The sequence below is a fragment of the Pseudoalteromonas sp. OF7H-1 genome (genome assembly GCF_022347825.1).
Lineage (GTDB): Bacteria > Pseudomonadota > Gammaproteobacteria > Enterobacterales > Alteromonadaceae > Pseudoalteromonas > Pseudoalteromonas maricaloris.
Genome location: NZ_JAKRFX010000016.1, coordinates 103,543 through 125,014, shown reverse-complemented (window position 1 = coordinate 125,014; position 21,472 = coordinate 103,543). Strand labels below are relative to the sequence as shown.

The 21,472-nt window shown below is 43.7% G+C and carries 24 protein-coding genes and 1 tRNA gene; 5 read left to right on the top strand and 20 right to left on the bottom strand.

Annotated features, from left to right (window positions below; translation table 11 throughout):
- Positions 1-51: 51 nt before the first annotated feature.
- Together MHN30_RS18280 and MHN30_RS18275 are read left to right on the top strand one after the other, a co-directional pair.
- Positions 52-1,719, top strand: coding sequence for a POTRA domain-containing protein (locus MHN30_RS18280; RefSeq protein ID WP_130165008.1), 1,668 nt, complete (start codon positions 52-54; stop codon positions 1,717-1,719).
- A 58-nt stretch (positions 1,720-1,777) separates the two neighbouring features.
- Positions 1,778-2,341, top strand: coding sequence for a mechanosensitive ion channel domain-containing protein (locus MHN30_RS18275; protein ID WP_017218501.1), 564 nt, complete (start codon positions 1,778-1,780; stop codon positions 2,339-2,341).
- Here the strand turns inward: MHN30_RS18275 and MHN30_RS18270 are convergent.
- Genes MHN30_RS18270 through MHN30_RS18260 form a run of 3 tightly spaced genes read right to left on the bottom strand, consistent with a single transcriptional unit; the run spans position 2,331 to position 4,682 of the window.
- On the bottom strand, positions 2,331-3,359 hold the full coding sequence (locus MHN30_RS18270) for a succinylglutamate desuccinylase/aspartoacylase family protein (protein ID WP_010378992.1): 1,029 nt from the start codon (positions 3,357-3,359) through the stop codon (positions 2,331-2,333). The genes MHN30_RS18275 and MHN30_RS18270 overlap by 11 nt on opposite strands.
- Entirely contained in the window at positions 3,346-4,251 is a 906-nt protein-coding gene (gene rimK, locus MHN30_RS18265; RefSeq protein WP_010378991.1) for a 30S ribosomal protein S6--L-glutamate ligase, read from the bottom strand. The genes MHN30_RS18270 and rimK overlap by 14 nt, the downstream gene beginning before the upstream one ends.
- Positions 4,248-4,682: an ATP-dependent zinc protease gene (locus tag MHN30_RS18260; RefSeq protein ID WP_010378990.1), complete on the bottom strand. Its 435-nt coding sequence runs from the start codon at positions 4,680-4,682 to the stop codon at positions 4,248-4,250. The genes rimK and MHN30_RS18260 overlap by 4 nt, the downstream gene beginning before the upstream one ends.
- 477 nt (positions 4,683-5,159) lie before the next feature.
- Here MHN30_RS18260 and MHN30_RS18255 point away from each other — a divergent pair, with 477 nt between their 5' ends.
- On the top strand, positions 5,160-6,125 hold the full coding sequence (locus MHN30_RS18255) for a zinc transporter ZntB (protein WP_010607232.1): 966 nt from the start codon (positions 5,160-5,162) through the stop codon (positions 6,123-6,125).
- 14 nt (positions 6,126-6,139) lie between these two features.
- On the opposite strand, the gene MHN30_RS18250 is transcribed toward MHN30_RS18255, so the two are convergent.
- A tRNA-Arg gene (locus tag MHN30_RS18250) sits at positions 6,140-6,214 on the bottom strand.
- A 197-nt stretch (positions 6,215-6,411) separates the two neighbouring features.
- On the opposite strand from MHN30_RS18250, the gene MHN30_RS18245 reads away from it, so the two are divergent.
- A complete protein-coding gene (locus tag MHN30_RS18245) occupies positions 6,412-6,594 on the top strand; it encodes a helix-turn-helix domain-containing protein (RefSeq protein ID WP_010607231.1) in 183 nt (60 codons plus the stop codon).
- Positions 6,595-6,660: 66 nt separating this feature from the next.
- Here the strand turns inward: MHN30_RS18245 and MHN30_RS18240 are convergent, their stop codons facing one another.
- The 16 genes from MHN30_RS18240 to trmJ form a co-directional block, all read right to left on the bottom strand.
- Positions 6,661-7,473 (bottom strand): phosphotransferase, encoded by an 813-nt coding sequence (locus MHN30_RS18240; protein ID WP_239360642.1) that lies wholly within the window; start codon positions 7,471-7,473, stop codon positions 6,661-6,663.
- Complete coding sequence (pnuC, locus tag MHN30_RS18235) at positions 7,436-8,056, bottom strand: nicotinamide riboside transporter PnuC (protein ID WP_039493061.1); 621 nt, start codon at positions 8,054-8,056, stop codon at positions 7,436-7,438. Before pnuC ends, MHN30_RS18240 begins: the two co-directional genes overlap by 38 nt.
- Entirely contained in the window at positions 8,056-8,322 is a 267-nt protein-coding gene (locus MHN30_RS18230) for a YkoF family thiamine/hydroxymethylpyrimidine-binding protein (RefSeq protein ID WP_017218496.1), read from the bottom strand. The genes pnuC and MHN30_RS18230 overlap by 1 nt, the downstream gene beginning before the upstream one ends.
- Positions 8,323-8,351: 29 nt before the next feature.
- Positions 8,352-8,852: a nuclear transport factor 2 family protein gene (locus MHN30_RS18225; protein ID WP_130164968.1), complete on the bottom strand. Its 501-nt coding sequence runs from the start codon at positions 8,850-8,852 to the stop codon at positions 8,352-8,354.
- 80 nt (positions 8,853-8,932) lie between these two features.
- On the bottom strand, positions 8,933-10,309 hold the full coding sequence (locus tag MHN30_RS18220) for a Gfo/Idh/MocA family oxidoreductase (protein ID WP_130164969.1): 1,377 nt from the start codon (positions 10,307-10,309) through the stop codon (positions 8,933-8,935).
- Between the two features lie 141 nt (positions 10,310-10,450).
- The gene (locus tag MHN30_RS18215) at positions 10,451-11,524 is read right to left on the bottom strand and encodes an aminoglycoside phosphotransferase family protein (protein WP_045988907.1); all 1,074 of its coding nucleotides are present in this window, start codon (positions 11,522-11,524) and stop codon (positions 10,451-10,453) included.
- Positions 11,525-11,570: 46 nt separating this feature from the next.
- Positions 11,571-12,452, bottom strand: a complete 882-nt coding sequence (locus MHN30_RS18210; protein WP_165384117.1) for an NTP transferase domain-containing protein — start codon at positions 12,450-12,452, stop codon at positions 11,571-11,573.
- Positions 12,453-12,551: 99 nt separating this feature from the next.
- The gene (locus MHN30_RS18205; RefSeq protein WP_130164970.1) at positions 12,552-13,985 is read right to left on the bottom strand and encodes an NAD-dependent succinate-semialdehyde dehydrogenase; all 1,434 of its coding nucleotides are present in this window, start codon (positions 13,983-13,985) and stop codon (positions 12,552-12,554) included.
- A gap of 89 nt (positions 13,986-14,074) precedes the next feature.
- Positions 14,075-14,413, bottom strand: a complete 339-nt coding sequence (gene fdx / locus MHN30_RS18200) for an ISC system 2Fe-2S type ferredoxin (protein ID WP_010607222.1) — start codon at positions 14,411-14,413, stop codon at positions 14,075-14,077.
- Between the two features lies 1 nt (position 14,414).
- A complete protein-coding gene (gene hscA, locus MHN30_RS18195) occupies positions 14,415-16,277 on the bottom strand; it encodes a Fe-S protein assembly chaperone HscA (protein ID WP_130164971.1) in 1,863 nt (620 codons plus the stop codon).
- A 41-nt stretch (positions 16,278-16,318) separates the two neighbouring features.
- Positions 16,319-16,843: a co-chaperone HscB gene (gene hscB / locus MHN30_RS18190; RefSeq protein ID WP_010378969.1), complete on the bottom strand. Its 525-nt coding sequence runs from the start codon at positions 16,841-16,843 to the stop codon at positions 16,319-16,321.
- Positions 16,844-16,903: 60 nt separating this feature from the next.
- Positions 16,904-17,227, bottom strand: coding sequence for an iron-sulfur cluster assembly protein IscA (gene iscA / locus MHN30_RS18185; RefSeq protein ID WP_010378967.1), 324 nt, complete (start codon positions 17,225-17,227; stop codon positions 16,904-16,906).
- Positions 17,228-17,236: 9 nt separating this feature from the next.
- Positions 17,237-17,620, bottom strand: a complete 384-nt coding sequence (gene iscU / locus MHN30_RS18180) for a Fe-S cluster assembly scaffold IscU (RefSeq protein ID WP_010378965.1) — start codon at positions 17,618-17,620, stop codon at positions 17,237-17,239.
- Between the two features lie 60 nt (positions 17,621-17,680).
- Positions 17,681-18,895: an IscS subfamily cysteine desulfurase gene (locus MHN30_RS18175; RefSeq protein ID WP_010378962.1), complete on the bottom strand. Its 1,215-nt coding sequence runs from the start codon at positions 18,893-18,895 to the stop codon at positions 17,681-17,683.
- Between the two features lie 23 nt (positions 18,896-18,918).
- Entirely contained in the window at positions 18,919-19,410 is a 492-nt protein-coding gene (iscR, locus tag MHN30_RS18170) for a Fe-S cluster assembly transcriptional regulator IscR (protein WP_010378960.1), read from the bottom strand.
- A gap of 290 nt (positions 19,411-19,700) precedes the next feature.
- Positions 19,701-20,429, bottom strand: coding sequence for a tRNA (cytosine(32)/uridine(32)-2'-O)-methyltransferase TrmJ (gene trmJ, locus MHN30_RS18165; RefSeq protein WP_039493041.1), 729 nt, complete (start codon positions 20,427-20,429; stop codon positions 19,701-19,703).
- 215 nt (positions 20,430-20,644) lie between these two features.
- Between trmJ and suhB the strand changes: the two genes are divergently transcribed.
- The gene (gene suhB / locus MHN30_RS18160) at positions 20,645-21,448 is read left to right on the top strand and encodes an inositol-1-monophosphatase (protein WP_017218489.1); all 804 of its coding nucleotides are present in this window, start codon (positions 20,645-20,647) and stop codon (positions 21,446-21,448) included.
- The last annotated feature ends 24 nt before the right edge of the window (positions 21,449-21,472 follow it).

The following is a 21,472-nucleotide window of genomic DNA, read 5'->3' as shown; positions in this document are numbered from 1 at the left end:
AAAGGCTCTGTGATGAATGTAAAGAGGATTTCGTGTAATAGTATTGTGCTAATGTGTAGCCTAAATGCAGCTGCGCAAGCTGAAAAAGTGCCTGCAGTTGATTTTGCTAATAGCTGTGGTAATAACCGAGTTGAAGCACAAAGCGACCAAAATCTTTCACGCCAGCTAGACAGCAAACAAGCCTATCCTGAGCCCGCAGAGGGTAAAAAGGTCGTCGCTATCACTCTAAAACAACTTAATGTTTTCGATACCGATAAACCTGAAGAAGACAATGCCCTATTCCGATTTGCCAACCGTTATCATATTCAAACCAAGCCCGAAGTATTAAAAAGCGTGCTCCTTTTTCAGGAAGGGGATGCTTACAACCCAAGAAAACTCAGTGAATCCGAACGACTCCTTCGCAATCAGTCATACCTATATGATGCACGTATCTATGCAGTGGAAAATTGTGATGGTGATATTTTAGTTACGGTTGTAACGCGGGATCTTTGGACACTATTGCCCGATTTAAGTTTTAGTCGTAGTGGTGGAGAAAATACTTCTCGAATTGGGTTTAGAGAAAGTAATTTATTTGGCTGGGGAAAGCGCCTTTCTTTTACCCACATACAAGAGGTCGACCGCTCTGGTTATCAGTTTGTCTATGATGACCCTAATATTTTAAACTCAAGATATCGTGGTCGCGTAGAATATTCAGATAATGACGATGGTGAACGCCACTATATTGATGTGAGCTATCCATTTTTTGCAACCGATACTCCATATAGTTATGGTTTTACGAGTTATTCCGACAAACGTGAAGAGCCCATATATTCTGAAGGTGAAACAATCTCAGAGTTCAGTCAATCCACGGATGTCACGCAAGTCTACTTCGGACACTCAAAAGCGCTATCGGGTAGTTGGACTCGCCGTCTCATCGCAGGCGTTAGACATGAGCAGCATACCTTCCGTGAGATAGCTGATACCACTTTACCCATTGCACAAGATAGAACGCTCACCTACCCTTATGTTCAAGCACAGTGGTTTGAAGATTCCTATGTAAAGGTACGCAATTTCGACTCGATTTATCGTACAGAGGATCTTAATTTAGGTTGGAATGTTAATGCTCTATTTGGCTATTCAGCCGAATCTTGGAGTGACGATACTGAGCGTCTTGTCTATTCATTTTCTGCCAATACAGCGCACTACACCTCAGATCACAGCTTATGGCGTTTTTATTTTGATGTTAGTGGCAACTGGAACAAAGACACAGATAAAACCGAAAACCTAATAGCGAAAACGACCTTTCAATACTATTTAAATACCAGCTTGTATGAGTCTTGGTTTATCAATGCGAGCTATACCTATGGAAATAACCTGACCTTTGATAATCAAATTACGTTAGGGGGTGAAACCGGACTTCGCGGATACCCAATAAAATATCAGCAAGGTAGTCGAAGCATGCTACTCAATATCGAAAAGCGCTATTACTGGGAATATGACTTACTGCGTTTATTCAAAATTGGTGGTGCAGCTTTTTTTGACGTGGGTCGCGCGTACCACTCTCACCTGCCGATTGAAGCAGATGAATCAGTCCTAAAAAATGTCGGTATTGGCTTGCGTTTAGCACCTAGCCGAGCCAATTCAGATATCATGGTTCATATTGATTTAGCTGCGCCAATCAATGGCCCGGATAACGTCGATAGCGTACAGTGGCTATTAACGGTAAAAAATCGCTTTTAACGGTGTCGCACAACAATAAACATGATATAAAACAGAAAAAATTTCTTAGGATACGATTTTGCATTTGTTAGATTTCGCACTCAGTCAATACAAGCTAATTGTAACTTTGGTGGCGCTATTATCCTTCCCACTATTAATGAAAGCATGTTGCAAACTCTTAGAAAAAGTAACACGCGGAAAAATAGACTCTCATCGTAAACAACGTGCCGACTTACTCGTTCGTGTACTCGTTGCCTTTGTATTCGTCTGTTTTATGCTCGTATTCTGGGGCATAGAACTTCGTGGTTTACTGGTGCTTGGTTCATCGTTATTTGCGATGCTTGGTGTTGCCATGTTTGCCGCTTGGTCATTACTTTCCAATCTGACTTCGTTTTTACTTATGTTTATTCAAAACGATTATCGCGTTGGGAATTGGGTAAGAATTGTCGACGGTGCAAACTTTGTTGAAGGCTGTATTGTAGAGATGGGGTTGATGAGTGTAGTACTGCGTCACGTTGACGGCCATAAGGTCGTATATCCTAACAACTTGTTTGTTACTCGACCCGTTATGGTGCTTAGTCAGGAACCGGCTAAACCTAAACAGGTTCCAACACCAAGAAGAACATTAGGCCCTAAGAAATAGGGCCTATATCGTCAATAAAGGTTTCTAGCTGTTGTTCAACAATGCTATTTGCATGTGCAAAGTAAGCTAAGTGAAAAACTGCATCTCCTTCATTCACCAAAGGTAGCATTTGTTGGCCAATTACTATCCCACTACGGGGCGCGATAATCGCTTCTTCGCTTTGACCTAATGGACTGTCTATATAAGCCAAAATTTGACCTTTTGATACACGTTCCCCCAAGTTAACTTGAGCTCGAACAATACCATCAACGTCTGCACGCACCCAACTTGTCGCTGCCGCGATAACTGCGTCATGACGTTGCTTCCTACGACGTCCACGCAGCATTCTGAGTTTACGCATGACATTTTCAACCCCCTGCAATCCAGCAGCAATGGCCAATGAGTCAAACCGCAACGCTTCTCCCGCCTCATAGGTGATAACAGGAATGTCCAATCCCGCCGCTTCACTTCGTAGCGAACCATTACGCAGTCGCGCATCTATCGCAACCGGCGTACCAAACGCCATGGCCATTTCTTTGGTCATTTCGCAGGACAAGTCACCACGGATCTGCGGTAAATTTGAGCGATGAATCGCGCCGGTATGTAAATCGATAATATGGGTGCATTTCTTTACCACCAAATCGAAAAACATAGATGCCATTCGAGCCCCTAACGAGCCTTGCTCAGAACCTGGAAAACAGCGGTTTAGGTCTCGTCTATCAGGTAAATAGCGAGACTTATGAATAAAGCCAAAGATATTTACGATAGGCACCGCTATCAAGGTGCCACGTAGCGTCGCCGCATCGACTTTACTTAATAGCTGGCGCACCACCTCAACGCCATTTAATTCATCACCATGAATTGCGGCACAGACCAAAAGTACCGGTCCGGCCTCTGCGCCATTAACGACTTCAATCGGAATGGTCATTGGTGTGTGAGTGTAGAGCTTGGCCACTTCCAACTGGACAGTCTGCCTTTCAGCAACACCCACTCGTGTATCTAATAACGTAAAGGGTTGGTTGATTTTAACCTTTGCCACGTGTAGCAGTCCTTTTCGCCGCTGCATTCTTCTCGATAAAGGAGATGATCAAGCTAGCTATGTCTTTACCTGTTGCCTTTTCAATGCCCTCAAGGCCCGGAGATGAGTTCACTTCCATCACCAAAGGACCACGCTCTGAACGCAATAAATCTACACCGGCAACATTTAGGCCCATGGCTTTTGCTGCAGCAATTGCAGTGCGGCGCTCTTCCGGAGTGATTTTTACCAATGTCGCTGAACCACCACGATGCAGATTTGAGCGGAATTCGCCCTCTTGCGCTTGACGCTTCATCGCGGCAATGACACGGTCGCCGATAACGAAACAGCGAATATCAGCACCACCAGCTTCTTTAATATACTCTTGCACCATGATGTTGGCTTTTAAGCCCATAAATGCTTCGATAACGCTTTCTGCCGCTTTTCGTGTCTCAGCTAACACCACACCAATACCTTGTGTGCCTTCTAGTAGTTTGATCACAACCGGTGTGCCGCCAACCATTTCCAGTAAGTCTTTAACGTCATCAGGCTTACTGGCAAAGCCTGTGATTGGCATGCCCACGCCTTTTCTTGACAGTAACTGTAATGAACGTAACTTATCTCTTGAGCGAGTGATTGCAACAGACTCATTCAACGGGTAAACCCCCATCATTTCAAACTGTCTGAGTACCGCACAACCATAAAACGTCACAGAGGCACCAATTCGCGGAACAATCGCATCAAAGCCGCTCAACTGCTGACCCTTAAAGTGAATTTCAGGCTCGCTACTATTGATATTCATATAACAACGTAGCGCGTCAATAACCTCAACTTCATGCCCACGCTGCTCTGCCGCTTCAATTAAACGACGTGTTGAATACAAAGATTGATTCCTTGAAAGAATGCCAATTTTCATGATTTATCCGTTTTATTACTTAAGTATGACTGTTCTGGATCAACAAGGATGCGGCCTCGCATCGCCGTGCGGCCCAGTAACATTCTAAATTTCATGGTTTCTCTATTGCTTAGCGTGATTTCAATTGGCCAAGCCTGATTGCCGATAGTTAAATTTGTTTCTATTACATAACGTAGTTCTTTATGACCGCCTGAATCGGTAACAACGCGCTCATCTACTACTTTTGCTTCACTACAGACTTCATAGTCGGTATTGTCTTGTTTGGGATGGATCCAAAACCTTACCCAAAGTTCATCTTGTTCTGTTTTGAAAGGCTCAACCTTAAAGGCATGCAGACATGATGTTCTTGCTCCAGTATCTACTTTCGCTTTGATTTTTTCGATACCTAAATCGGGTAAGGAAAGCCACTCTCTCCAACCAACTGTGATCATATTATGCTCTCGTACAAAATGAGTTCGGACTTATACGCTGATTCAAGTCACTTGAAAAACAAAATAAATTTATCCTAAAGATAAAAGCGCTCTGTTAAGCCAAGCACCTTAACTTACAGTAACACCACTTACACATTTTTCAAGGTAAAGCCCTATACTGAGCTAAAGTAAAATAACCTGAGCTGCGGATAATTAATGCCTTTCTAGCAGCCAGTTTTAGCGCTAACTGCGTTGAATTCACTTCCAATAGCCAGCTATTGGTGCGTAAATTCGCCTTGTTTTCCCTAAAACTCTCTGGCTAGACAAGGAAAAACTAAGTTGTTCTTTAGAAACAATGAGTTTGAACATTCCTTATCCAAACCTCAGGTTAAAATAGAGTATTCAAACAATTTATTTCATCGCCAAGATTTTTAAATGAATTTGAAAATTAAATTATCTATGTCAGTCTTGGGACGAACTTTTTAATAGGAATTAGCTATGACTGGATTACTCCATGCGTTTGTGCTCGACGGTCAAGGTGGCGGTAGGCTACTTTGCGATCTGAGTGAAGTAAAATCCGTAATTCACAAGGAGCCACTTTGGCTCCATTTTGACTACAGCTTCGACGAAACGACCGAATGGCTGAAGCAACAAACGTTTTTGGATGACTGGGAAAGAGAAGCGCTAACGGCAGATGAAACCCGTCCGAGAACGGCTAATGGCGATGAAGGTTTGCTAGTGTTCTTGCGTGGCGTGAACCTTAACCCCAAGCAAAGCCCTGAAGACATGGTTTCTATTCGCTGTTTTGCAAACGATAAACTACTTATCACCTGTCGTAAGCGCCATATTATGTCTGCCCAAGATATGCTGGCATCGCTTAAAAAGGGTCAAGGCGCAAAAAGTATCGGTGAGTTACTGTCTACATTGGTGATGCGACTTTCTGTGCGAATGCAAGATATCATCTGGCAAATAGAAGAACAGCTTGATGAATTTGAAGACGCGATGGAAAGCAGTGAGCAGCTGCCAAACTATCAGCAACTTTCAACATTAAGAAGGCAAACCATTGGTTTAAAACGCTATCTTAAGCCACAAAAGCTTGCTATTAGCGAACTGCTATTGGCAAAGATTGCTTGGCTAGATGAAGATCATCGACACATGATTGAAGAGGCGAGCAATGCCTTAAGTCGATATATCGAAGAATTAGAGGCTGCGATTGAACGTGCACAAGTGATCCAAAATGCGATCACCAACCATCAAAATGAACAGTTAAACCAAAGAATGTACGTGATGTCCGTCGTTGCAGCGTTATTCTTACCACTTGGATTTTTAACAGGCTTGTTAGGGGTGAATATTGGCGGTATTCCTGGCACTGAATGGGGTGGCGCATTTGCCTTTTTTGTTATTATGTTGGTGGTACTAACTGGCGGTATTGGCGTGTACTTTAAACGCAAAGGCTGGTTGTAACTAGGAGTAAGCATTGGCGCTCTCGCTAGGGATCGAACCTAGAACTCAGCCTCCGGAGGGCTACGTGATATCCATTTCACCACGAGAGCGTCGGCAACATAATAATGCGAAGTGCAGGCAATTGCCAGACAATGTTTGCTATATGACTAATTAGTAACCTATTTTTTAAAAAAAGCTGTACTTTAGGCAAAAAACCAGTTATTCAACTATGCTTTGAAAATAATAAAATAGACTGATATTGCTGCCAGTTCAGAAATATCGCGATACATCATTGAGGATCCCAAATATGACACCGATGACAACAGAGCAAGTTGCAGAGTTTCTTGACGTAAAGGTTGAGCGCGTAAGACGCCTCGCACGAGAAAACTTGCTAGTCGCCAAAGACACTGATGCCAATGGCGAACCTATCTTTGACAAAGCCGATGTTGAAAAATACAAAGAGCTAGCACAGCGACTGGGTGGTATTTAAACTACCCAATAGTGATGGCCAGTAATGTGATCAAGGAATATCACATACTACTGGCTCAGCTTGTAGCTACAGTATCCACTGCTTCAGTAACTGCCTAAGCTTTTCGGCTTCTATCATTACGCCGCGCTGCTCGTACCATTGAATGCTAACAATCAAATAAATCTGGCAAAATACCGTCAGTTTAGCTTGAGCGTATGAAGGCATGCCTTGCCGCTTTAGAGAAAAATAAGACTCAACCACCGTAAGTGCTGCTTCAACACCACAGCTAAAACTACACACCAGCGCTGCTAAATCAAAAAATATGTCACTATGACAAGCATACTCAAAGTCGATTAACCGAACCCCCTCTGGGCTTTGAATAATATTGCTCATGACTAAGTCATTATGGCAAAACGCCTGATCCACGGGTAAAGAAGCTAAGCTTTCGATAAGCCATTCGATATCAACTAAGTGACGCAGTTTCTCATCAATAGCCTGAACATAACCGACTAAGTCCAGCACCTCGTATACTTCAAGCTCTAAGCTATGCACCTGGATAACTTGCGCTAACAACGCAGTGTTTAACTTTGGCTCAGCACACACTTCTGGCATAAAGGTGAACAATGCCATACGAGTGCGTAGGTCGTACTGCAGTACGTTAGAAGTAATGCCTTGCTGTGCTAACTCATTCTGTGCCTTTAATGCCTCAGTAGGAATACCATGGCTATAGCATTTTAATAGGTAGCTTTCGCCCTTACTCACCATCAGGTAATTATTGTTACTCACACCTTTAGTTAGCTTTTCTAATCGCTCCGCTGAAACCTTGAATACGGTATCCACCTTTACTTTTAATTTTTCAAGCTCAGAGTGCTGCAAGCGTCTTTCCTTGCTTAGCTTCATATTCTTCGTACCAACGCTTGTAGCCCCAACACGCCATCAAGGTGTAGAAAATAAATAGTACCAGCGTAGGATAGAAACCTTTAAGGTAATAAAGGTAGATAGAGGCTGCATCAATCACGACCCAATATAACCAGTTTTCAAGAATTTTCTTAGCCACTAAATAGGTCGTCACCACCGCAAAGCACGTAGTAAAGCTATCTAAATAAGCGAGATCTGCCGCCATATAATGCTTGGTGAAATACCCGAGTACAACGGAAACCACTGAAGTGATAACAATGATTGAAAGATGTTTTGATAACGACCAAGAAACAATATCACTGGGCTTGTTTTTGTCACCCTGACGCCACATCCACCAGCCAACAACGGCCATGACCATATAGTAAAAGTGCAGCAGTGATTCCATCACTAGTGCTCCGTTCCAGTACAGCACGGTATAGATGAAGGTGTTAATAAAGGCCACTGGCCAACACCAAATATTCTCTCGAATTGCCAGCAGTAAATAAGCTACAGCCAGCACCACAGCGATATACTCCCAACTCGACATCGCTGTGAACCCTGCAAAGGTTTCAGTAAACCAGTCCATTAATCGCAGGCACTATCAGCTGGAGATAAATCGCCTGAGATAAACTTACAAACAAAAATACATTTTCCGTAAGCTTCAAATGAGTGTTTCATTTCTTGATTCAATACTGAAGTCACTAAATCAAATTCACCAAAGACCTGAGTTGACATCGTGTTTGTGATCACCTTGATCCCTTCATGCTCATTCAGCCTATCAATAAAACCTTTAATAAAAGGGATATAGTCTTGGTGCAGTGGGTACTTGCTTATTTCAACAGAAACTTGCATGGGCGCTCCTTACAAATGGCAGCCGATTATTAATATTGCTGGTTTAGATTTTCCCCACCGGTAAATTCCGATTTTGGGGTATAGTTAATCCAATCTTGCTGATAGATAATTTTACCTTTTTCGTCAAACTTTAGCACTATCAGAAATCGCCAAGGCCCTAACTCGCGTGACGCATAATTAAAGCGATTAAAAACGCCTCTAGCAACCACGGTTCGAGTCGTGCTATCGACTATTTTATCCTCAACCACTAAGACGGGTTGTTCATCCAGCACAGCAAAATTCCCAGCAGACCAATTAAAAAAAGCCGTAATCTGATCTTTACCTCGTGCCTTATGACCAAAAACCATATCTTCAAGCACGGCATCTTCGGCATAGAACTCGATAAACTGGGTAAAGTTCTGCCGCTGAGCATAGCTATTAAAGTAAGCATCGGCATGGCTGATGAATGTATTTTTCTTACTGATATTAACCGAGTTACTACAACCACTCAGTATTAATATAAAGAATAACAAGAACCGATAGCGCATCATAGCCACTCCAAAAGCCGTATTAATCGAGTATAAAAAAAGCGCCTGTAGCGCTTAATTCGACGATGATAAAGTGTGTATCTTTACACTGTCACTATACCCAATGGTTTAGCGGTTTTCCACGCTCCACGGGTAAAGTCTGGAATACTCAGTGATCCACTACGATTAGCCACTGATTGAGCCGACAATGGAGAAATTACCGACCAAGCTGCACCATCGTATACGTCTTGATCTAGCGCCTCACCATTACGCAGGCAATAGATCATGCGCCAGAACATTAAAAAGTCCATACCACCATGACCGCCATTGCGCTGCGCTTCTTCACCCATTTTAGTCCAAAGCGGGTGGTCGTATTGTTTATACCAAGGATCCATTTCGTAATCCCATTCATGGAAGCTCTTAGTACCACCTTGCTCTAACGCGATCCGATTAGGGAAACCAGCAAAGACCCCATTAGTTCCTTGAATAAGATTGTGACGAGAATAAGGCCTAGGCGTGGTCGTATCATGTTGTACCATGATACTGCGTCCTTTGATGGTCTTAATCATCGTGGTATTCATATCACCCGCAATATAATGTAGTTGATTGCGTTCATGATCTGTCGGAAATTCGCGTTTTGCATAGGCTGCACGACCTAGGGCGGGAGAACTCATAGAAGTTAAGTAATCAAAACGATCACCTCGGTTAATATTCATGTACTGAGATACTGGACCTAAACCATGAGTTGGATATAGGTTACCATCTCGCTTAGTATGCCAGTGTGTGCGCCATGAGCCGGTTTTGTGCTCAATTTCCTTCATCTGCCAACGTAGCTCATGAATATATGCAGCTTCACCATGCAATAACTCACCGAATACACCTTGGCGAACCATATTCAGTACCATCAACTCATCGCGACCGTAATTGACATTTTCCATCATCATACAGTTCTTTTGCGTGCGCTCTGCGGTGTCGACTATCTGCCACATTTCTTCCACGGTCAACGCTAAAGGCACTTCAACAAACGCGTGCTTACCACTATTCATGGTATCAATTGCCATCGGCGCGTGCCATTTCCAAGGCGTTGAAATGATAACGATGTCAATATCGTCCCGATTTAGCATTTCTTGATAAGCTAACTCACCACCACGATACAGCGCAGGTTTCGGCAAACCTCGCTCGCGTACAAGATAGTCAGCCGATTTTTCAAGCACTTCATCATGGGTATCACAAATCGCGACAATACGTGCGCCATCGATGTGACTCATGCGCTTTACATGACCATAGCCACGTTGGCCAACCCCAATAAAACCTACCCGAACCACGTCCATTTTTGGTGCTACGAGCCCAATGACAGAGCGGCCTTGTTGCTTAGGTACAATGCTATTATTTTGATTCGAGCTTGCGCACCCAGCTACTACACTCGCAGCCGCTGCCGCTCCTGCGGCTTTTAAAAAGTCGCGGCGGTTTATATTTTTCATTCTTACTCCTAAACGATACTTCTTAACAGCACTAATACTGCTCGCTATCAAGCTAACCTATCCCAATCTTAGGTTCAAAACATTGCGATAAAGCCGCAAAAAAAGCGCTTGAAGCGCTTTTTCTTAAAATATATTAAACCGTTAAATTGCCCTGATAATATTATTCAGACAATCCTCTTTTTCTAGCACACTGGAATACAACGCAAACTGGTTCTTCGCACGGTCAAGATTATGATTGGCTCTGTGGGTTGCAAAATAATTATCTCCATCTAAGTGATCTGTTAAAAATCGCAGACCTATCATGAATGGCATCACTTTGGCGCCAAGAATAAAACTGTCTTTTTCTGCTTCAGTCACACTGTCTTGTAACGGTTCAATATACCCTTGCGCCAGCGCAGCAAAGATATTTTCTCTCACTTGCACATTACTCAAGTTCGTTGAGTCTTCAGCTTCTGGTGAACAAAAGGTACGTACCATATCGCCAAAATCAAACAACCAGTTACCCGGCATACACGTATCTAAGTCGATAACGGCTCGCGCTGCATCACTCTGTGTTGAAAACAGCATGTTGTTGATTTTGGTATCGTTGTGGCAAGCTCTAAGTGGTACTTGTTTTTGTGCCTGCTGCAATTCTTCTGCAAGTGCAAATTGCTGCTGAAAAGCAGCGATAACATCACTGCACTTTTCCGCGCGACCATGCTCGTCTTTCGCTAGCACTTGGTTAAATGCATCAATACGCATCGCCAAGTTATGAAAGTTTGGAATGACATGATGTAACTGCGCCGCATCAAAATCATTTAGCGCATGTGCAAACTGCCCAAAGGCGTTTGCAGCCGTTAATGCTTGTTGTTCGTTTGCCACTACGTCTTCGCTATAACTGCGGCCAATAAATGCAAGCGCACGCCAAACTTCGTCATTAATATCGACTAAATATTGGCCTGAACTCGTCGCTAAGTGCTTTATGATAGCGAGGCTATATTCTCCATTTAAGGCTTTTGCTGTTAAGTGCTGTTCAATCGCTCGCGCATTTTCAACAAGATGCAAAGGGTTTGGAAATACCGTGGTATTTAGCTTTTGTACTACCATGGTTTTGTGGTTGTCCTGCAACAGCATAGTCGTGTTGATATGACCACTACCGATCGGCTTCATTTTAGCTTCTTCACTAATGAGACCGTATTCATCAGCAAGTTGTTGCGCAACGGCTTGATACTCCATATTCACCTCAAAAGGAGTTAAGTCGGATGTAGTTGTGTGGAGATGATTATCTTCCCTGACGTGCTTCATAAATCTTTCTCGCGACAATGTCTAGTTCGCTCTTATAAGTTATACCGTACCAATGTGATTTAGCTTGGTAGACCGACACGGTTTGTAGGCCCTTATTGATACTGTGTTGGATACAATCTGGCAGATAATACTCTTTTTTGACACCGTTGTCATAATTCCTTAAAAACGCATTAAATCCGGCTTCTAATGAATCAAAAAGTGACGGTGTCACACCCCAGCAGGTCATCGAAGCCAGCGCAGAGCTTGCTATTTTACACCGCTTACCTGCAATATCACCTGACAACTCGCCGTTTTCAAAGCGAATATCCAATGCTTCTTCAACCGAGTGTAGTTGTTGCGCTTGTACCTGACAAACACCACGGTTTACTCCACCTTGATCTGATAAGGTATTTATAATTGGGTATGCGACCATCGCCATATTGCTATGATGCTGAAAATGTTCAACAAGCTGCTCAAATGCATCTGGCCCGTAATAATCATCCGCCGTAATAACTATCGCAGGCTTATCAACGTATGGTTTTGCACACAGCAGCGCATGTCCTGTGCCCCATGGTTTTTCTCGCCCTGCCAAACAGTCGATAAATTCATTCGGAATATCGCTAAGCCGCTGCTGCACTAAAGTAATGTTCAGCGCCTTCGGCAATCGTGGCAATATCACATTTTCGATTAGGCTTCGCACTTTGTCATTGATGATCAAAATAACATCTTGCACACCAGCATGATGCGCGTCAATTATGCTCAATTCCATAATGCTTTTATCGATACTTGGCAGCTTAGCAACCTGCTTATTACCACCAAAGCGGCTTCCTAATCCACCTGCCAAAATGATCAGCTTAGGGGGTTGTTCGATTCCTATCATTGAAAAAATATCAAAACTCAAATAAGCGGGTAAGTGTACTGAGCTTTTGCGCAGAATAAAAGCAATTGCGAGGAAAGGCGTCCTCGCAATTAGTGTGAACTAGCTAAACTTTTGACATAAGTACTTTATTTCTTGGTATTCAAGCAGTCCTTCCTGTGCTCCTTCTCGGCCAAGACCTGAAAACTTCACACCACCAAAAGGCGCTACAGGATTGGATATGATCCCTTCATTAATCCCAACCATGCCATACTCAAGCGCATGACTTACTCGCCTTATTTGATTGCCATCATTCGAATAAAAATAAGCAGCAAGCCCTTCCGGCACAGAGTTTGCCATCCTTACCACTTCATCTTCACTCTCAAAATCAATAATGCTGACAATCGGTGCAAAAATTTCTTCATGGAAGATCCGCATGGTGCTATTTACACCCGTGATAACTACTGGTGCCATAAATTGGCCGCTTTGTTTATCACCTTGATAAGCGATGCTCGCACCTTTAGCTAACGCATCTTCCAACAACTGCTGTGCTTTTTGTTTGGCTTCAAGTGAAATGAGTGGACCAATATCAACACCTTGCTCTAGACCATTTCCCAAGGTGAGTGTGCTAACCTGCTGAGTGAGCGTATTGAGTAGCTCTGCCGCGATACCTTTCGCAACAAACACACGATTTGCGGCCACACAAGTTTGTCCTGCATTTCTAAACTTCGCTGCCATCAAACCACTTACCGCTTGCTCAACATCAGCGCTGTCGAAAACAATAAATGGTGCATTACCACCAAGCTCCATTGACGTTCTTTTCACTGTGTCGGCACATTGCTTCAACAACGCACTCCCCACTTGTGTTGACCCCGTAAAAGTGAGTTTTCGCACCTGTGGTGACTCAGTAAGGTGTGCTACTAACCCTTTAGAATCGTTAGTCACTAACACCTGAAAAGCGCCAACTTCCATTCCAGCCTGAATAGCCAGCTTTGCAAGGGCGATGGCCGCAAGAGGGGTTTTCTCAGAAGGCTTTAAAATAAAACTGCAGCCTGCTGCATAAGCTGGTGCTACTTTTCTGGTGATCATCGCCAGTGGAAAATTCCACGGTGTGATCCCAAGTACAACACCAACCCCTTGCCTAATAGTCGTTAGCTCATGTGATTGAGAATGACTGGGAATAACCTGACCATAGGCACGCTTGGCTTCTTCGCTATACCATTCAATAAATCCTGCAGCATAATCCGCCTCGGCAAGTGCCTCCTTAAGCGGTTTGCCTTGTTCCTTAGTGACGATTTCAGCCAACACCTGACGATGCTCTATTACCAATTCGTACCATTTTCTAAGTACTTGACTACGGGCATGTGCTGTCGTGCTAGCGAGTTTTTCGAAGGTTTCAGCCGCTGCTTGCAGCGCTTTATCAGCTGCCTGATTATCCGCCTCAGAAACCTGAGCAAGGTGCTCTCCAGTTGCAGGATTAACCACATCGACATGCGTTTTACTATGATGTGCTTGGCCATTGATAAGTGAAAATTCGGGATTACTGATGAGTGACATAGCGTTCCTCCTAGAAAAGCAAAAAGCCGTAGTATAAGACTACGGCTTTTATTAAATTTGTCAGTAACAACCTAGGTTGTTAGCAGCACTTAATGGTCTTCATTAACGATATTGAGATTGTACTTTGGAATTTCAACCACTAAGTCTTCATCACTAATTATCGCTTGGCAACCTAAACGAGACTCAGCTTCGAGACCCCATGCTTTATCTAGCATGTCATCTTCTAACTCATCGCTTTCTTCCAGCGAGTCAAAACCTTCACGAACAACGATATGGCACGTAGTACATGCACATGACTTTTCACAGGCATGTGGAATACTAATTCCGTTTTTCAACGCCACATCGAGTACAGTTTCACCCGTTTTCGCTTCGATTGCAGCACCTTCCGGACATAACTCTTCATGGGGTAAAAAGATAATTTGTGGCATATTACACCTCGTCTACCGACTGCCCTTGCAGTGCCTTTTTAATTGATTCATCCATACGGCGCGAAGCAAAATCACTACTCGCCTGATCGACTTCTTCGATCACCTTTTTAATCTGCTCTGGATTGTCTGCACTTTCGCGAATTTGTGCAAGTTCAGTCATTGCACCGCGCAGTGTATTGAGCTCATCTTCTGCCAACAGATGACCATCCGTTGCAAGCGATGCCTCTAACGCTTCCAACACACGCAGTGCTTCAACCTGCTGCTCTTTAAGCATACGAGCGCTCATGTCTTCTTTGGCATTGCTCATCGAATCTTTTAGCATTTGTGCTACTTGGTCATCGCTCAAACCAAACGACGGTTTTACCTGGATCTCAGCCTGCACACCTGTCGACTTTTCTTCAGCCGAAACACTCAATAGACCATCAGCGTCAACTCTAAAAGTGACTCGAATATGCGCAGCGCCTGCCGCCATTGCTGGAATGCCCTTTAGACTAAATTTAGCCAAGCTACGACAATCATCAACGAGCTCACGCTCACCTTGCAATACATGCAATGACATAGCGGTTTGACCATCTTTAAAAGTGGTAAACTCTTGTGCACGTGCAACAGGAATAGTGGTATTACGTGGAATGATCTTTTCAACCAACCCACCCATAGTTTCTAGGCCTAAAGACAATGGCAATACATCAAGTAGTAACATGTCAGAGTCAGGCTTGTTACCCACTAAAATATCAGCTTGGATAGCAGCACCCAATGCCACCACACGGTCTGGATCGATTGATGTTAGTGGCTCTTTAACAAAGAAATTACCGACTTCTTCACGCACCACCGGCATACGAGTCGACCCACCCACCATCACAACCTGCAAGACTTCTTCTGCTGTGACACCCGCGTCTTTTAACGCGCGGCGACAAGAGCGTAAAGTCTTTTTAACCAATGGCATTGCCATTTCAGCAAATGCTTGACGCGTGATCGAAACTACAAATTTTTGCTCGCGAACTGGTAGCTCTACGTTTACCGTTTCATAGCTTGAAAGCGCTTCTTTACAGGCTCTTGCCTTATTGATAAACAAGCGTAGCTCTTTTGGGTTTAAATCAAATAGCTGCGTTTGCTGTTTAAAGAAATCGACCAACAATGAATCAAAGTCATCACCACCGAGGCTTGAATCACCACCGGTTGATAATACCTCAAACACTCCTTGGTTTAAGCGTAAGATAGAAATATCAAACGTACCACCACCAAGGTCATAAACCGCAATCACACCTTCTTGACCAGAGTCTAGGCCGTAAGCTACTGCAGCTGCAGTCGGCTCATTGAGAAGTCTTAATACTTTTAGACCAGCAAGCTCAGCTGCGTCTTTTGTACTTTGCCTTTGTGCATCATCAAAATACGCAGGTACAGTGATCACTGCGCCCATTACATCTTCACCAGCAAAGCTATCAATAGCACGTTGGTGTAATGTTTTTAAAATTTCAGCGGAGGCTTGCACTGGGCTTACAGCGCCAGCTACGGTTTCAATAGCAAGCGAACCGTTATTATCGACAAAGTTATAAGGCAACTGACCATAGCTTTGTTCTATTTCAGATTGCGTTTTACCTAAAAAACGTTTTACAGAAATAAGCGTATTAGTCGGGTCTTCAGCAGAAGCAGCTTGGGCTTGTTCACCAACGATAACCTCTGAGTCGGTGTACCTTACTACCGACGGCAGCATAGGTTTACCCATTAAATCGCTAAGGGTCTTCGTTTCGCCACTTTGTACTGTTGCCACAAGAGAGTTCGTGGTACCTAAGTCAATACCAATCGCTAATTTATGCTCATGAGGTGCCGCGCTCTGCCCCGGCTCAGCAATTTGCAATAATGCCATAATGCTCTTTTCACTTTAACGTTTGTTGATGCTATACATCATCAATCGAATAATTCATCTTCGATACGTGCTAATTCGTCGCGTAACTTGTAGACAAACTTTAGCTTACGAATATTGTCTGCTGCGGCTTCTAATGTGCTCATGTCATCGCTTTGAAGCTGCTCGGCAAGGGAGGCGCTAAACTCTGTATCTAACGCTTTGATCTGTGTTTCGAACTCTGCAATCGCGCCGTCAGGATCCGCCGCATCAGGTAATTCTTCTAATGCTTCACGCAGCTCCATCTGTTGCATTAAAAACATCGGATCTTGCAACGTTTGTTGCTCTGCTCGTATGTCTACACCCTTTTCGCTTAACATATACTCGGCGCGTTTAACTGGGTGTTTGAGCACCGCTAGCGCGTCATTGATCTCTGCGGTTTTCTGTACCGCGAGCAACTTCTCACGCTCACTTTTACCAGCAAACCTATCTGGGTGAACTGCACGCTGTAGCTCTAAATAGCCTTGATTTAGTTTGTTTAAATCAACGTGATAATCAACAGGTAAATCAAATAATTCAAAATAACGCATACGCACCTAATACAGCAAAGCCCCACCAAGGCAGGGCTTTAAACTATTCACTGTTGCAAACTATACGGTGAAGCTTTCGCCACAGCCACATTCGTCTTTCTGATTTGGGTTATTGAATTTAAACCCTTCATTCAGACCTTCTTTTGTGTAATCAAGCTCTGTGCCGTCGATATAAACTAAACTTTTTGCATCAACGATGATTTTGACATCTTTGTCTTCAAATACTTCATCGCCTTCATCTAAATCGTCGACAAATTCGAGAACATAAGCAAGACCTGAACAGCCCGTGGTTTTAATACCAACGCGCAGCCCTATGCCTTTTCCACGGTTACTCAAAAAGGCTAATACGCGATTAGCGGCTGCATCTGTTAACGTCACTGCCATAATAGTCTCTTACTTCGCTTGTTTACTCTTATAATCTGCAATCGCAGCTTGAATCGCATCTTCTGCCAAAATTGAGCAGTGGATTTTCACTGGTGGCAACTCAAGCTCTGCACTGATATCAGTGTTTTTGATAGTCGCAGCTTCTTCTAACGATTTACCTTTCACCCACTCAGTCACAAGGGATGATGATGCAATCGCGCTACCACAACCATATGTCTTGAATTTCGCATCTTCGATGATGCCTTCTTTTGACACTTTAATTTGTAGCTTCATTACGTCGCCACATGCAGGTGCCCCCACCATGCCCGTTGCTACGCTTGGATCGTTCTTGTCTAAAGAACCTACGTTACGTGGATTCTCAACGTGGTCGATAACTTTATCACTGTAAGCCATAACTATTTCCTCACTACCTGCTTGCGGCTGGATAGTATCCAGCCAGCGGCTAAAACTTGCTTAATGGTGTGCCCATTCAACGCTATCTAAGTCGATGCCATCTTGGTGCATTTCCCAAAGCGGTGACATCTCACGTAAGCGACCAATAGAATTCTTAAGAAGATTGACGGTGTAATCGATCTCTTCTTCTGTCGTAAAACGACCAATACTGAAACGGATAGAGCTGTGTGCTAATTCGTCATTACGACCTAGAGCACGCAGTACATAAGATGGCTCTAAGCTCGCCGATGTACATGCAGAACCTGAAGAAACCGCAATGTCTTTAACTGCCATTAGTAGACTTTCACCTTCAACAAAGTTGAAGCTGATGTTTACAATGCCAGGTACTGATTGGTCGATAGCACCATTAAAATAAACTTCGTCCATATCCATTAGGCCGTCCAATAGACGCTGACGAAGTGCACTGATGTGTGCATGGTCTTTTTCAAAGTCTTGCTTAGCAATTCTAAATGCTGTGCCCATACCCACGATTTGGTGAGTAGCAAGTGTACCAGAACGCATACCGCGCTCATGACCACCACCGTGCATTTGTGCTTCTAAACGTGCACGTGGCTTACGGCGCACGTACAGCGCACCGATACCTTTAGGGCCATAAACTTTGTGGCCAGAAAATGACATAAAGTCTACTTTCAATGTTTGTAGGTCGATTAGTACCTTGCCAGCACTTTGCGCCGCATCAACATGGAACATGATCTTGCGCTCACGACACATTTCACCGATAGTCGCGATATCTTGAATAACACCTAGCTCGTTATTAACGTGCATTACGCTCACTAAAACAGTGTCTTCACGCATGGTTGCTTCAAGCTTTTTCAAGTCAAGTAAGCCGTTGTCTTCAACATCCATATACGTCACTTCAAAGCCTTGACGTTCAAGCTCACGGCAGGTGTCTAGTACTGCTTTGTGCTCTGTACGAACGGTGATGATGTGCTTACCTTTCTTTTTATAGAACTGCGCAGCACCTTTGATTGCAAGGTTGTTTGACTCAGTTGCACCAGATGTGAAAACGATTTCACGCGGATCAGCGTTGATTAAATCAGCGATATCATTACGCGCCTGATCAACCAGTTCTTCTGCTTGCCAACCGAAACGGTGTGAACGAGAAGCTGGATTACCAAAGTTACCATCCATTGTCAGGCACTGCATCATTTCGTCTGCAACACGCTGATCAACCGGAGCGGTTGCTGCATAATCTAGATATATCGGTAATTTCATTTATCTCTCCGCTTGACGTCAACCTAGAGTTGACAGCTCACTTGAATATTGTCTAATTGCTCGATAACACGTTTAACGTGCTTATCTTGCCGCGTTGCTACGGATTGAACATCCGCATCGGCGACTAACTCGGCTAGGGAAATACTGTTTAAAAATTCTTCAATTCGCACACTTAAATCAGACCACAATGAATGAGTCAGACAGCGCATACCGCTTTGGCAACCGCCGCCTTCGCCGTGACAACGTGTTGCGTCAACGGACTCGTCAACTGCATTAATCACATCACCAACGGAAATTGTGTGTGCATCACGGCCTAATAAGTAGCCGCCGCCAGGACCACGTACAGAGCTAACTAAGCCATGTTTACGTAGACGGGCAAATAATTGTTCAAGGTAAGATAGCGAAATCTCTTGTCGTTCAGAGATATCGGCTAGTGGAACAGGGCCAATACTTGCGTGTAACGCAACATCTAACATTGCTGTCACGGCGTATCTGCCTTTTGATGTCAGTTTCATGCATAACCCCCGCTAATTTACCAAGCCGCAAATTTTAATTACTTGACTAAGATAGTCAAGTATTAACCAAGCATAATAACGGCTTTAAATCTGCAACCCTCGTATGCCTACCCGAAATACCTGAGTAATTTAATCAAGTATTATGGATATTGTAATTACCTGAGTATTTTAGTCAAGTATTAGTGATGAAGATTTATGCAAGATTTCACAAAAGGAATGGTTAATATTTAGACGATAGAAATATAACAGTATTGGCGCGCTGAGTTGGCCAATACTGCATCCTGTCTGGTTTACTTGTTAGTAGATTTATCTATCGAACTTAGGATCCCACGTAGAATATTAAGTTCTTGATCTTCCGGTCTAGCACGGTTGAACAAACGCTTTAGCTTAGTCATTACCATGCCCGGATGCTGTTTGATGATAAAGCCGGTGTCATTCAGGGTATTTTCAAGATGCTCGTAGAATAACTCCATCTGCTTTGATGATGGGTAAATCGTTTCATCTACTTCTTCTGGCTGCTTTTCTTGCGTGTCTAGATATGTCATACGCGTTTCGTAGGCCAAAGTTTGCACTGCCATCGCAAGATTAAGCGAGCTATACTCAGGATTAGCTGGAATACACACATGATAGTTGCACAATTGCAACTCTTCATTTGTTAGGCCGCTATTCTCACGACCGAATACAAGGGCGACAGGACCATTCACCGACTCAGCAACCAATTTTTGTGCACACTCACGCGGGTCTACCATTGGCCACGACAAAGTGCGTGAGCGCGCACTCGTGCCAATAGTTAAAGCGCAATCAGCAATCGCCTCTTGAAGTGTATCGACTTTAGTCGCTGCACCCAACACGTCGGTTGCGCCAGCCGCCAATGCACTTGCATGGCTGTCCACTTCACATGCAGGGTCAACTAAATAAAGCTTAGATAACCCCATCGTCTTCATCGCTCTCGCAACAGAGCCAATATTGCCAGAGTGTGAGGTGTTCACTAATACAATTCGAATATCTTCTAAAGCCATTTACACGAGTCTCAAACAAAAATAATGGCGCAGTGTAGCATATCTAATTTGCGTTTTTCCAAGCTCCACAACCAGAAATTAAAAATCTTTACGCAGCAATGAAGTACAAAAAACAACCAGAAAAATTCACAATTGGTTATTTACTTTAGAGAAAAAACCGCTAGAATACGCCGGCTCAAAATGATCCTGTTCTTTTACAACCTAAAGGTAATGCTATGCATCCAATGTTGAACATTGCGGTACGCGCTGCGCGTAACGCAGGTAAGATTATCCTACGTGCAAGTGAAGATTTATCGCGCGTTGAAGCTGCTCAAAAAGGCACAAATGATTTAGTAACAAACATCGATAAAGATGCGGAATCAATCGTTCGTGACACAATTTTAAAATCTTACCCTGATCACTCTATTGTTGGTGAAGAATTTGGTCATCACGAAGGCAAAGATGCAGACTACCTTTGGGTTATCGATCCTCTAGACGGTACAACTAACTTCGTTAAAGGTATTCCTCACTATGCTGTTTCTATCGCGTTAAGAGTTAAAGGCCGCGTAGAGCAAGCTGTTGTATACGATCCAATCCGCGACGAGTTATTTACCGCTTCTCGTGGCCAAGGCGCACAGCTAAACAACAAACGTATTCGTGTATCTAAGTCTATTGAATTACAAGGCACTGTGCTTGCCACGGGTTTCCCTTTCAAGCAAAAGCACCACATGGATGCCTACCTAGAAGCATTCAAAGCATTATTCATTCATACAGCTGATATCCGCCGTGCGGGCTCTGCAGCTTTAGACATGGCATATGTTGCAGCAGGTCGTATGGATGGCTTCTTTGAAATTGGCCTTAAGCCTTGGGATACAGCAGCCGGTGAGCTGTTAGTAAAAGAAGCAGGCGGTATGGTCACTGATTTTGCAGGCGGTGCTAACTTTAACCGTAGCGGCAACATCATCTGTGGCGCACCTAAGCTTTGCCAAGCGATTGTAAAAGAAATTCGCCCGGTATTAACTGAGTCATTGTTAAAATAATAACTCTGGCTTAGATGAAAAAAC